Source organism: Bradyrhizobium sp. UFLA06-24, from assembly GCF_054967145.1.
Genome location: NZ_JADFUE010000022.1, coordinates 102,956 through 113,292, shown reverse-complemented (window position 1 = coordinate 113,292; position 10,337 = coordinate 102,956). Strand labels below are relative to the sequence as shown.

General features: G+C 62.4%; 14 protein-coding genes and 1 tRNA gene. 9 read left to right on the top strand and 6 right to left on the bottom strand.

Going from position 1 to position 10,337, the window contains the following annotated elements; all coding sequences use genetic code 11:
* Positions 1–1,456: ATP-binding protein (locus IF809_RS19555; RefSeq protein ID WP_462838231.1), on the top strand; the 1,456-nt coding region annotated here is incomplete at its 5' end.
* A gap of 8 nt (positions 1,457–1,464) precedes the next feature.
* On the opposite strand, the gene IF809_RS19550 is transcribed toward IF809_RS19555, so the two are convergent.
* On the bottom strand, positions 1,465–1,818 hold the full coding sequence (locus tag IF809_RS19550; protein WP_164938740.1) for a GrlR family regulatory protein: 354 nt from the start codon (positions 1,816–1,818) through the stop codon (positions 1,465–1,467).
* 248 nt (positions 1,819–2,066) lie between these two features.
* On the opposite strand from IF809_RS19550, the gene IF809_RS19545 reads away from it, so the two are divergent.
* Positions 2,067–2,564 carry a hypothetical protein gene (locus IF809_RS19545; protein WP_453997246.1) on the top strand — a complete coding sequence of 166 codons (498 nt, stop codon included), beginning with the start codon at positions 2,067–2,069 and terminating at the stop codon, positions 2,562–2,564.
* A gap of 37 nt (positions 2,565–2,601) precedes the next feature.
* Here the strand turns inward: IF809_RS19545 and IF809_RS19540 are convergent, their stop codons facing one another.
* Complete coding sequence (locus tag IF809_RS19540) at positions 2,602–2,988, bottom strand: VOC family protein (RefSeq protein ID WP_128966786.1); 387 nt, start codon at positions 2,986–2,988, stop codon at positions 2,602–2,604.
* A 158-nt stretch (positions 2,989–3,146) separates the two neighbouring features.
* Here IF809_RS19540 and IF809_RS19535 point away from each other — a divergent pair, with 158 nt between their 5' ends.
* The 3 genes from IF809_RS19535 (at position 3,147) to IF809_RS19525 (ending at position 4,548) form a co-directional block, all read left to right on the top strand.
* Entirely contained in the window at positions 3,147–3,704 is a 558-nt protein-coding gene (locus IF809_RS19535) for a hypothetical protein (protein WP_453997646.1), read from the top strand.
* Between the two features lie 159 nt (positions 3,705–3,863).
* On the top strand, positions 3,864–4,322 hold the full coding sequence (locus IF809_RS19530) for a hypothetical protein (protein ID WP_453997248.1): 459 nt from the start codon (positions 3,864–3,866) through the stop codon (positions 4,320–4,322).
* Between the two features lie 149 nt (positions 4,323–4,471).
* Positions 4,472–4,548 (top strand) — tRNA-Arg (locus tag IF809_RS19525).
* Between the two features lie 75 nt (positions 4,549–4,623).
* Here the strand turns inward: IF809_RS19525 and IF809_RS19520 are convergent.
* The gene (locus tag IF809_RS19520) at positions 4,624–5,589 is read right to left on the bottom strand and encodes an AraC family transcriptional regulator (protein ID WP_453997250.1); all 966 of its coding nucleotides are present in this window, start codon (positions 5,587–5,589) and stop codon (positions 4,624–4,626) included.
* Between the two features lie 450 nt (positions 5,590–6,039).
* Positions 6,040–6,324, bottom strand: coding sequence for a hypothetical protein (locus tag IF809_RS19515; RefSeq protein ID WP_453997252.1), 285 nt, complete (start codon positions 6,322–6,324; stop codon positions 6,040–6,042).
* 315 nt (positions 6,325–6,639) lie between these two features.
* Here IF809_RS19515 and IF809_RS19510 point away from each other — a divergent pair, with 315 nt between their 5' ends.
* Positions 6,640–7,101 (top strand): baeRF12 domain-containing protein, encoded by a 462-nt coding sequence (locus IF809_RS19510; RefSeq protein WP_462838230.1) that lies wholly within the window; start codon positions 6,640–6,642, stop codon positions 7,099–7,101.
* Positions 7,102–7,134: 33 nt separating this feature from the next.
* On the opposite strand, the gene IF809_RS19505 is transcribed toward IF809_RS19510, so the two are convergent.
* On the bottom strand, positions 7,135–7,395 hold the full coding sequence (locus IF809_RS19505; RefSeq protein ID WP_453997255.1) for a hypothetical protein: 261 nt from the start codon (positions 7,393–7,395) through the stop codon (positions 7,135–7,137).
* A gap of 302 nt (positions 7,396–7,697) precedes the next feature.
* Here IF809_RS19505 and IF809_RS19500 point away from each other — a divergent pair, with 302 nt between their 5' ends.
* From IF809_RS19500 to IF809_RS19490, 3 genes are all read left to right on the top strand, one after another.
* Complete coding sequence (locus tag IF809_RS19500) at positions 7,698–8,141, top strand: hypothetical protein (RefSeq protein ID WP_453997257.1); 444 nt, start codon at positions 7,698–7,700, stop codon at positions 8,139–8,141.
* A gap of 89 nt (positions 8,142–8,230) precedes the next feature.
* Positions 8,231–9,109, top strand: coding sequence for a DMT family transporter (locus IF809_RS19495; RefSeq protein WP_453983410.1), 879 nt, complete (start codon positions 8,231–8,233; stop codon positions 9,107–9,109).
* Between the two features lie 88 nt (positions 9,110–9,197).
* Entirely contained in the window at positions 9,198–9,941 is a 744-nt protein-coding gene (locus IF809_RS19490) for a hypothetical protein (RefSeq protein ID WP_462838229.1), read from the top strand.
* Positions 9,942–9,989: 48 nt separating this feature from the next.
* Here IF809_RS19490 and IF809_RS19485 read toward each other — a convergent pair whose 3' ends face one another.
* A complete protein-coding gene (locus IF809_RS19485) occupies positions 9,990–10,286 on the bottom strand; it encodes a histone (protein WP_453997261.1) in 297 nt (98 codons plus the stop codon).
* Positions 10,287–10,337: the final 51 nt, after the last annotated feature.

Below are 10,337 nucleotides of genomic sequence, written 5' to 3'. Positions count from 1 at the left end.
GATCGACAGCATCAGCGACATCGCCCACACCATCTACGTCGACGCCGCGGCCCGCGAGGAATATCAGCGCCTGATGCACCGCGACGGCATGGTGCGCGAGTTCGAGTATCAGGTCCGCCAGCGCAGCGGCGACATCCTCTGGCTCTCCGACAGCGCGACGGGCGTACGGGACGAGCAGGGCAGGATCGTCCGCTACGAGGGCACGCTGCGCGACATCACCGACCAGAAGCGGGCGGAAGATGCGATTGCCGAAGGCCGGCGCCTGCTTCAACAAGTCATCGACACCGTGCCTGCCGTCATCAACGTCAAGGACCGCGACCTCCGTTACGTGCTGATGAACCGCTACATGGCCGGCATCTTCGGCATTGAGCCCGGCGACGCACTCGGCCGCACCACCGCAGATCTGATGTCGCGCTATGGCGCGGCCAAGACCGACGAGAACGACAAGCGCGTGCTCAGCTTGCGGAAAGGTCTCGGCTTCTACGAGGAGGAGTATCAAGACGCCTCCGGCAATATGCGACAATGGCTGGTCAATAAGCTGCCCTTGCTCGATGCTGCCGGAGAGATCGAGCGGATCGTCACCGTGGCGCTCGACATCGGCGAGCGCAAGCGCGGCGAACAGGAGATGCGGAAAGCCAAGGATGCCGCGGAGACTGCGCTGCGCAATCTGCGCGAGACGCAGGCCTCGCTGATCGAGGCGGAGAAGCTCGCCGCGCTCGGACGCCTGGTCGCCGGTGTCGCTCACGAGGTCAACAATCCCGTCGGCATCAGCCTGACGGTCGCCTCCGCGCTCGAGCGGAAGACGGCGATGTTCAGCGCCGAGGTCGAGCGCGGCGAGCTTCGCCGCTCGACCCTCAACGACTATCTCAACACCAGCCGGGACGCCTCTTCGCAGCTCGTCTCCAACCTCAACCGCGCGGCCGAGCTGATCCAGTCGTTCAAGCAGGTCGCGGCGGACCGCAACTATTCGGATCAGCGCAGCTTCGATCTCGCTGACCTCACCGAGCAGGTGGTGATGAGCCTGCGTCCCGGTCTGCGCAAGCAGAACCTGACGCTCAACGTCGAATGCCAGCCTAATTTGACCATGAATAGCTATCCCGGCCCGTACGGCCAGGTGCTGACCAATCTGTTCCTGAACTCGGTGGCGCACGCCTTCCCGGACGGACGTCCGGGGACCATCGACATCAAGGTGCGCGAGAGCGGCAAGGACAATGTCGAGGTTATCGTCTCCGACAATGGTTGCGGAATGAGCCTCGACGTGCGCCGCCGCGCCTTCGATCCGTTCTTCACGACGCGGCGGGACCAGGGGGGCACCGGCCTCGGGCTGCACATCGTCTACAGCATCGTCACCAACCGGCTTGGCGGGCGGCTCGACCTCGATTCCGAGCCAGGCGGTGGCACGCGTATCCAGATGATCCTGCCGCGCACTGCGCCGCTGGAGCAGGCCGCCGAATAGCGGTTTGCCTAGTCGACCTCTGCGAGCTTGTGCAGGGTGGCGCCGAAAATCAGGCTGGCCTTGCCGACCAGCGCGGTGCCCGTCATCTCGGCGCGGGTGTCCGTGTAGGTCCCGCTGACGCCAATGCCGACCGGGGCAGGGCCGCCGAACAGCGGATTATCATCGCCCCGCGGCGAGGTGTGCCGTTGCACCAGCACCTCGCCCTTGAAGGTGTGCTCGTCCTTCACCACGTAGCTGCCGGTGTAATAGAGGTAGGCATCGCCGCCGACGATCTTGCCGTCGCGAAAAACAATCACGCCGCTGCCCTTGCCTGTTCGACCATCGAGCAGGCTCACGTGAATTGAATAGAGGCCGTTCTTCATAACGTCCCGTGGGCCGGCCGCCATCGCCCAATGGCGTAACCGGTGAAGCTTTTATGCCAAAGCGTAGTCCCTCGCGCAACGCGGCAGTTCTTGCTGGCAGGGATGGCGACCGTAATCGTCCCGTATTGTCTGTGACGCTGACATGACGGTCTGATCATGCAGTGAGGCCAGTCGTTGCGAATCAGAGTTGGCCCGCGAAATGCATAACCATTGTTGCACTGGCCGCGGGGTGCTGGAGCAAGACGAACGTGAGCAACTGGATCGATTCCGGCGGCGATGAGCCGCGTCTATACAGTGCGCGTCCCACGATCTACGAAACACAACGACGGCGAAATGGCCGCCCCAAACGGTGGCGAAGCGCGGCGGGTCTTGCTTGCGCGCTGGCGCTGATCGCGCTGCTTGCCCCTCGCGGGCACGCACGCGACCGCGGGCAGTTCGTCAACACCAGCGCCGAGCTGAAAGCCTGGTTCGACGGCTTGCGCAGCGGCAAGGGGCCATGCTGCTCCGATGCCGACGGCTCAGCGATCTCCGATTCCGATTGGGAGAGCAAGGACGGGCACTATCGTGTCCGCATCCCGCGCCTCGGCTACGTCATCGAAGGCAAGCCGCAGGAGCTGGTCTGGGTCGACGTGCCCGAGGAAGCCGTGATCTCGGAGCCCAATCGGGTCGGACGTACCATGGTGTGGCCGATCTACGGCTATATGGGCGTGACCATCCGCTGTTTTATGCCCGGTAGCATGACCTAGCCCGGCAGCAGGTTCGTCTGGCACGCCGGGGTCTGCCTCAGGTGTATTTCTTGTCGCGCTCGAGCAGCTCAATGGAGATGCCCTCGGGACCGCGGATGAAGCAGATGCGGACGCCCGGCCGGATCGTGGTCGGCTCACGCGTGAAGGTCACGCCCTTGGCCTTGATCTCGGCGGCGACGGCGTCGATGTCTTTTACCGTGAGCCCGAAATGGTCGAGGCCCTGATGGGGGTGCGCGGGCGGCGGGCTGACGGCGCTGTCGCCCTCCAGCGGCGCGATGAAGATCCTTGCGCCGCCCAGATTGACGTCGATGCGCCCCGGTGCGCTCACGATCTCGCCACCCAGGATATCGCGCAGCCATGCCGCGGTCGCTTCCGGATCGGGGCTACGCAGATGGACGTGATCCCAGGTGACGACGACTGGCATTTCAGATCCTCTCGGTCGGGGCTGAGCAATGTTGCAGCGCATGTGCATGTTAGCGATCCCGATCGCCGACCGCTACCGTGGCTTCTATCGGAGATTCGCGCGCTTGCGGGAACCTTAGTTCCTCTCGCGGGTTAAAGACGGAGGTGAGTGACGCCGCCATGAGCGCAGGGTTTGGCTGGATCGGACTGCGAAATCTCGTCGGGAATGGCGAGGCTTCGCCGCGATCCGGGTCTGCCACGAACGTTTGGTTCACGCGCGGCCTGTTGGGACTGCTGGCCGGGTTCCTGGTTGGCGGGGCTGTCTGGCTGCTGATGCTGCCCTCTCAGAATAACATTGTGCAAGCCGAGCCGGTGAACTTGGCGCTGGCAAGCGTCGATCCTGTGCTCCCGGCATCAGCCTCAGATACCGCCGCGACCCCAGGGGCAGGCCTCGACGGCCTCAAGATATCATCGCAGACCTGGCGCCGCGGCGGGCTCGGCTCCAAGGCGCTAGTCACGTTCACCGTGCGAAATGACAACGATTATGCCGTAAAGGATATCGAGATCGTCTGCGCTTTCACGCGGCGCGACGGCAGCCATCTGACTGACCGTAGCCGCGTGCTGGCCGACACCGTCGGTATGAAGAGCCGCAAGACCTTTGCACGCGTCTCCATCGGATTCGTCAACGTGAACGCCGATCAGGCGAAGTGTTCACTGGTCACGGCGCGACGCGTCTAACGGCCTGCGTTTCCGCTAGCGGAAACGTTACTGATCTCTCCCCTTGGCCAAAATCTTGGCGTTGCCATTTGAACCGAAGGCTGGGCCCAGGAACCAACTGAAGGATCGCCGGTTAAGGCGAAAAGCCCACGCGGGGATGCGGGGGGCGGAGCGCGGCCAATGCCCATCTTTCGGTATTTCATGTTCGTCGGTGGAGCGCTGCTCGCACTGTTGTTCGCAGCCGATTTCGTCTGGCCTGCGTCGCCGCCCCCGCAGGCTGTTGCGAGTGCAGGCTACGACCAGCCGCTGATCCGGATCCGGTCCGACCGTCATCTACCTGATCGTGTGGTGCTCGATACCAGCCAGCCGACCATTGCCGCGCCAGCGGTCAAGACGGAGGCCGCCGCACCGGCCCAGCCGCCGGCGCAGGCGGATGTGCTGGCCGACATGTCCGCGAAGGCCCGAGTGCGCGAGACTTTCGCCCAGCTCACGCCGAAGGCCGAGGCCAAACCGCAGGTCCATGCCCCCGTTCAGCCCCGGCGCAGGATGGCTCGTTCGCGTCCGACGCCGCAGCGCGGCCAGCCGATGATGCTGGTTGCACAGCAGCCGCATTTCGGCCTTTTCAATACGACTTGGTAAGGAAGCCCGTTCGCCTCGATTCAGGCGGGGAGGGGCTTTTTATTGTCTGACCGCTCTGCTAATTCCATCCGATCCGAGCGTCGTCGATGTGCTGGCCTGCCAGTATATGTCCGTGACGGTTCGGTTTAGCCCGCCACCACCCGGGCAGGGCGCTCGTAGCTCAGCTGGATAGAGCATCGGATTTCGATTCCGAGGGTCGGGAGTTCGAATCTCTCCGAGCGCGCCATTTGTCAGCCCGAAGCCGTCGGAGGCTGGCCTTTGCATCAGTCCGAGTCAGGGCAGGCGTAGCGCGGTACTGTGGTCAATTGGCTGAAAGACCAGTTTGCCGGGCTCGCGCCAGCGTTTCCGAAGGCGTCTCGTGGAAGGTTGCACGGTAAGCTGCGGCAAACTCGCCGAGATGATGAAAGCCATGGGCGCGCGCGCACGTGCCGACCGAGGCACTGCCACTCCTGAGGAGCTGCATGCGGGTGGCCCACAGCCGCTTCAGGCGAATGTATTGATGCAGGCTCATGCCGCGCACTTTGCTCACCGCGCCACTGAGCGTACGGACCGAGACGCCGAATTCGCCGGCGAGGTCGGCGGTATAGATCGGTGCAGTCGGATAGGCCGAGACATAATCGTCGACCTGCTGCACCAGCTTTGCGGAACGCGCGCCTGCGCTCGGCGCTATGCGCTCGGACAATGGGTCGATCTGAAACAGATCGTCGAGGGCGAGCAGCAGGCCCTCCTGGAGATGCGCTGCGACTTCCCGGGTCTCGAACATGCGCGGTTCGACCGCCGCTGTTCTGAGAATGTCTTGCACAAGCTGCCGAGCGTGGAGATGAGCGGCGGGGTCCGCGATGCGGACCCACAGTGAGTCGGCGCGATCGAACCAGCCGCGATCCCTGAGTGTCGGCGAGAAAATCATCAGCGCATGATGATTGATCTGGGGCTCGACGAAATGGCAATGGTGGCTGCCGCGCAGGGCGATGAAGAAGCGCGAGTCGATATCCATTCCGCTCGAACTCGCGCGCAGATTGTCGCTCATCGGCAGGATCACCATGCCGCCTGGTGCGCGATAAGTGGTCTCCAGGATGCGCGCAAACGACCTCGCGACGATGATCCGGCACGCCGGCAGGTTCACGATCGCTCGCGCCGCGGTGAAATTGGCAACGTCGAGAGGAATACTCCGGGAATCTTCCAACGACTCAGCCGGTCGAAATGCGTCGACATCGGTAAACCGTGTCAGCTGGAGGGCGGAGGAAGGGGCGAGAGCGTCGAAGAACATGCGTCTGGCCGGATGCTGCAATGTGACAATGAAATGAACGTCGATACGTGGCCATCATTGGCGAAACACGACGATTGTGTAAACCCGGATTCTGGAACGTAGGATTGCGGACATCATGCCACGAAGCTGTCGATGCGATGCCACCATCATCGGTCGCGGCTCATCGGCTGACCGGTCGTGAGATCAATGAAATGGAGCCTCATACAGGCAGGGCAGGTAAAGGACTCGAGGCTTGGTCCCTCGTGCCCCTGCCGCTTCTCGAGATGTGTTTGCACATTCAAGCCCGTCTGGGGGCACCGGAAAACAATCAAGTCGGCCATTGATACAGAATGACCGCGCCACAATAATTCATCTTTGATCTAGATCAGTTTTGGAATTGCTCCAGGTTCGCGGGCTCCGACGCGTGCTCCGTCTCGCAAAAGCGAAGGGGCCCGAAGGCCCCTTCCAATCCTACCAGCGGCGGTAGCCGAAATAGCCATAATAGCGCGGGCCGTAATAGCGCGGACCGTAATACGGCCTCGGTCCATAATAGCCGGGGCCATAGCCATAGCCGTAATAATAGTTCGGCCGCCACCAGCAACGTCCCCAGGCGTTGCAGACCATGCGGACCTGCTCGACGTTGGAAACCTGCGGTGCTGCAGGGGCTGGCGCGACGGGCATGGCCGACGCCGTCGTCGAGGATGCCACAAAAGCACCGAGCAGAGACGCGGCGACAAGGCCTATCTCAAGCTTCATGATGTCTCCTCCGCTTACGCAATACAGGATATCGAAGTTGTTCGGATCAAATTGTGGCGGGACCGAAATGTAACGCTGGTGAACAAACCTTCAGCCAATCCGCCATGGTCCCGATCAAGCGTGGTCAGCCTATCCCAGGTCGGCGCCGATCGCCACGGGTTCGGCATCGCCCTGGGCTTGATCCTGCGCAATTCGCACGTTCGCCTTCCTCCCTAGTGTTGCCGTGTGGGCCGTCTTCGAGGAATTCGAAGCGCGTTCGGACCGGCCGTCCGCGCCGGTTGGAAGCAAGACGGCCGATTGTTTGGGAGCTGTGCAATGGACAAGATGAGGATCGACAAGGGCGACTGGCTCGTCGTGTGCGACGGACGCAAGGCGCTCATCCTGGAAAATCTCGGCGACGAGATGTTTCCGAACCTTCACACCAAGGAGGTTCGCGAGCAGGCCAATCCATCGACGTCAGCGCAAGGGACCGATGCGCCCGGCAGGCTGCATGCGGCAGTTGGGGGCGCTCGCAGCTCGGCGGAGCAGACCGACTGGCACGATGAGGCCGAACGCACCTTCCTGCGCAGTCTCGCCGAACGCCTCGATGCCGCACTCGGTGCCGGGGAAACCTCGGCCCTGACGGTGGTGGCCTCTCCGCGTGCGCTGGGCATGATCCGTACCGATTATTCGGAGGCGGTGCGCAGGGCGCTTCGAGGCGAGATCGGCAAAGACCTGGTCAAGCTGCCGGTCTACGAGATCGAGAAGCAGTTGCTGTTGTCGGGGGCCGTCGGATAGGGCTCCCGCCGCCAAAGGACGCCGCGGCGCCCCTCAGTAGCAGGGATGCCGCCGGCGGTCCTGGCCGATATAGGCAGCCGCGCTCTGATAGCAGTGATTGGTGGAGGGGCCGTCGTAAAAGGCGAAGGTGCCGGGGGTGATTCCCGGGCCGTAATTGTGCAGATAGCTGATCGGGTAGGGCAGCGGATTGCTGTAGCGATGATACCGGTGATGCACCTGCGCCTCCGCGAAACCAGGGGCTAGGATTGCCGCCGACAGGGCAGCAACCGCGGCTACAAGCGTCAACTTGCTCATCTCGATTCTCCGGAAAACCCGCGCCAATAGGTCAGCCATCTATAGCCATTTCGGGCCGCCGGGGCACCCGTCCGAAGCGCGGAATTAGGGACTGATCCCGCAGATTCCCGGGTGAGTGTGACAGAATTGCCGGAAAGGGCGGCCCGAACCTGCCCATTTTTGGCCTTTTCGGGATGCTTAACGAATTCCCCACATAAGTATGGCCAAAGAGAATCCGGTCAAAGATTCCCGCCGGCCACTTCTGGTTTCGTTGGGGTGTTTTCGAGCCCGGTTCGTTCCCGCAAGGTTTTCGCCGTCACGTCATGCGCATCACGCTCCTTAGCCTGCTGTTGCTCCTCGTCGCCGCCGCGCCTGCGCGGGCGGAGCTGCACATCACTCGCGATCATGGCGGCTATGTCGAGGAATACAAAGCCAAGTACAAGCGCGTCCGCGACACCGGCGAGCGCGTGATCATCGATGGCATCTGCAACTCGGCCTGCACGCTGGTGCTCGGCATCGTGCCGATGAACAAGATCTGCGTGACCCCGCGCGCGAGCCTCGGCTTCCACCAGGCCTATTACGATAAGGCCTTCACCTTCGGGATCAAGGTCACCAGCGCCGAGGGGACCTCCGACCTGATGTCCTACTACCCCGACACGGTGAAGGACTGGATCCGCCGCAATGGCGGGCTCACCACCGACATGAAGAAGATCAAGAACGGGGTCGAACTCTGGAAGATCATCAATCCCTGTCCGGAAGAATGGTGATCGGCTGACCTGAGCCGCCACGTCCGTCGCAGCGCAGCATTGGAAATTCGCATTGCCGCACCGCGCCCGCTCGGGCAATGAGGGCGGCAATGAATCATAATCAAGATCATCTGGCCGCGAGGGCGGCTCCGGTGCTGTTCGTCCTGCTCTGGAGCACCGGCTTCATCGGCACCAAATACGTCGTCAACAACGCCGATCCCTTGACCTATCTCGCCATCCGGATGGCGCTGGTGGTCGGCCTGATGGCGATCATCGCAGGAATTGCTCGCCCCAAATGGCCCGATCGTATCGGCATCGCGCATAGCGCCGTCGCCGGCATTCTGGTCCACGGCTTCTATCTCGGCGGCACGGCGATCGCGATCTCGCACTCGATCCCGGCAGGACTCTCTGCGCTCATTCCAGGCCTTCAGCCGATCCTGACCTCGACCGTTGCCAACCGTTGGCTCGGGGAGAAAGTGACGCCGGTGCAATGGGGCGGCTTGCTGTTCGGGCTCGGGGGCGTCGCGCTGATCCTGCACAATCGCCCGATGACGGGAGAGGCGGGTCTTGGCTGGCTCGCCTCCGTGGTCTCGCTGATCAGCATCACCCTCGGCACGCTATATCAGCGACGCTTCTGTAACCACATCGACTGGCGTGCCGGCAATCTCGTGCAATATGTCGCCGTCACGATCTTCTTCACCATGGGCGCCTTCCTGTTCGAGGACCGTGTCGTGCACTGGACCCGGGAGTTCATGCTTGCGCTCGCCTGGCTTGCCGTCGCGCTCTCGATCGGCTCGATCGGGCTGTTGTACTGGCTGATCCGCCACGCCGCGGCGACGTCGGTCGCGAGCCTGTTCTATCTGGTGCCTGCGGTGACGGCGCTGATGGCCTATCTGCTGTTCGGGGAAAAGCTCGATGCACTGGCGATCGCCGGCATGGCGATGTGCGCGGCTGCGGTTTTCGTGGTCAACCGGCGCTTCGGCTCCTAGAAGCGCTTGCCGGAATACATCCCTGACGTGCAGGGTCCGGCGTGCTATGCTGACCGCATTTCAGCTGCCTTTTCACACGGTGATTTCCATGAAGAAGCCGAGGCGCGCGCTGCTCGGAAGGTCCATGAGGCCGGTCCGGATTGCCTGCATCAATTACGCGAAGGACTCGATCAACGACCACGAGATGACGCAGCTGACCGCAGCGCTGCAAAAGTGTTACGACGAGCATTTCCTGCCTGTGTGGGGCTATCCGGTCGAGCTCTATGTCGCGCGCAAGCCGAAGTGGACGGATTGGCAGCTCGTCTATTTCGACGATGCCTCGCACAAGAATATGCTCGGGCGTCACGAGCTGACGCACCGGGGACAGCCGATCTCCAAGATCTTCGTCAAGGCGCTGGGCGATGAGCCGGTCAGCGTGGCAGCCTCGCACGAACTGTTCGAGATGGTGCTCGACCCCATGGCCAATCTCTGGGCCGACAAGAACCGCAACACCCAATACGCCTATGAGGTCTGCGATGCCGTGGAGGAGGACGCCTTCGTCGTGAACGGTTTTGCGATGTCGAACTTCGTCTATCCGTCCTGGTTCGAGCCCTTCAAGCATCCGCGCGGCACCAAGTTCGACCACAAGGGAACGTTGAAAGCGCCGTTCTCGATGACCGAGGGCGGCTACGTCATCAAAAAGGTCAATGGCAGGAAGGTGATCAAGGCGTTCGGCTCGCCTGCGAAGCGGCGGCGTTTCAACGCCGAAGACCGGCGCGGCCATCGCAGTGAATTTCGCGACCCGAAGGGAAAGCATCACCCGGGCCGGCGCGTCGCAAAACGGCGAGGGTAGGGGAAGGTCTCCGGACGTGCCTGCATCCGGAGACTACTGTCGTTGCGATCAGCGCTTGGCTTTCCTGCTCTTCTTTTTCGATGCGGCCGCTTTCTTGGCGGACTTCTTCGCTGATGTCTTGGTGGCCTTCTTCGCGGATTTCTTCACCGCTTTCTTCGACGACCTCTTCGACGACTTCTTGGCCTTCTTCTTCGAAGCCTTCTTCGGCGGCGCGACTTTCTTTGCGACCTTCTTGGCCGCTTTCTTCACCTGCTTCACAGCGGTGACGGCCGCATCCTTGGTCGCTTCCACGGCGGTGGTGATCGTCTCCATCGCCTGCTCGGTGATCGGCTTAGCGTCATCCATATCGTGTCCCCCACGGTTTGCATGGAGCGATGACGATAACGGGTTTCATGA

What these genes read in the sequence shown, in the direction of transcription:
- IF809_RS19550 (WP_164938740.1), bottom strand. Translation starts at nt 1,818, where the DNA reads ATGAAGAACGGCCTCTATTCAATTCACGTGAGCCTGCTCGATGGTCGA.
- IF809_RS19515 (WP_453997252.1), bottom strand. Translation starts at nt 6,324, where the DNA reads ATGAAGCTTGAGATAGGCCTTGTCGCCGCGTCTCTGCTCGGTGCTTTT.
- IF809_RS19490 (WP_462838229.1), top strand. Translation starts at nt 9,198, where the DNA reads ATGAAGAAGCCGAGGCGCGCGCTGCTCGGAAGGTCCATGAGGCCGGTC.
- IF809_RS19500 (WP_453997257.1), top strand. Translation starts at nt 7,698, where the DNA reads ATGCGCATCACGCTCCTTAGCCTGCTGTTGCTCCTCGTCGCCGCCGCG.
- IF809_RS19530 (WP_453997248.1), top strand. Translation starts at nt 3,864, where the DNA reads ATGCCCATCTTTCGGTATTTCATGTTCGTCGGTGGAGCGCTGCTCGCA.
- IF809_RS19540 (WP_128966786.1), bottom strand. Translation starts at nt 2,988, where the DNA reads ATGCCAGTCGTCGTCACCTGGGATCACGTCCATCTGCGTAGCCCCGAT.
- IF809_RS19495 (WP_453983410.1), top strand. Translation starts at nt 8,231, where the DNA reads ATGAATCATAATCAAGATCATCTGGCCGCGAGGGCGGCTCCGGTGCTG.
- IF809_RS19520 (WP_453997250.1), bottom strand. Translation starts at nt 5,589, where the DNA reads ATGTTCTTCGACGCTCTCGCCCCTTCCTCCGCCCTCCAGCTGACACGG.
- IF809_RS19535 (WP_453997646.1), top strand. Translation starts at nt 3,147, where the DNA reads ATGAGCGCAGGGTTTGGCTGGATCGGACTGCGAAATCTCGTCGGGAAT.
- IF809_RS19510 (WP_462838230.1), top strand. Translation starts at nt 6,640, where the DNA reads ATGGACAAGATGAGGATCGACAAGGGCGACTGGCTCGTCGTGTGCGAC.
- IF809_RS19505 (WP_453997255.1), bottom strand. Translation starts at nt 7,395, where the DNA reads ATGAGCAAGTTGACGCTTGTAGCCGCGGTTGCTGCCCTGTCGGCGGCA.
- IF809_RS19485 (WP_453997261.1), bottom strand. Translation starts at nt 10,286, where the DNA reads ATGGATGACGCTAAGCCGATCACCGAGCAGGCGATGGAGACGATCACC.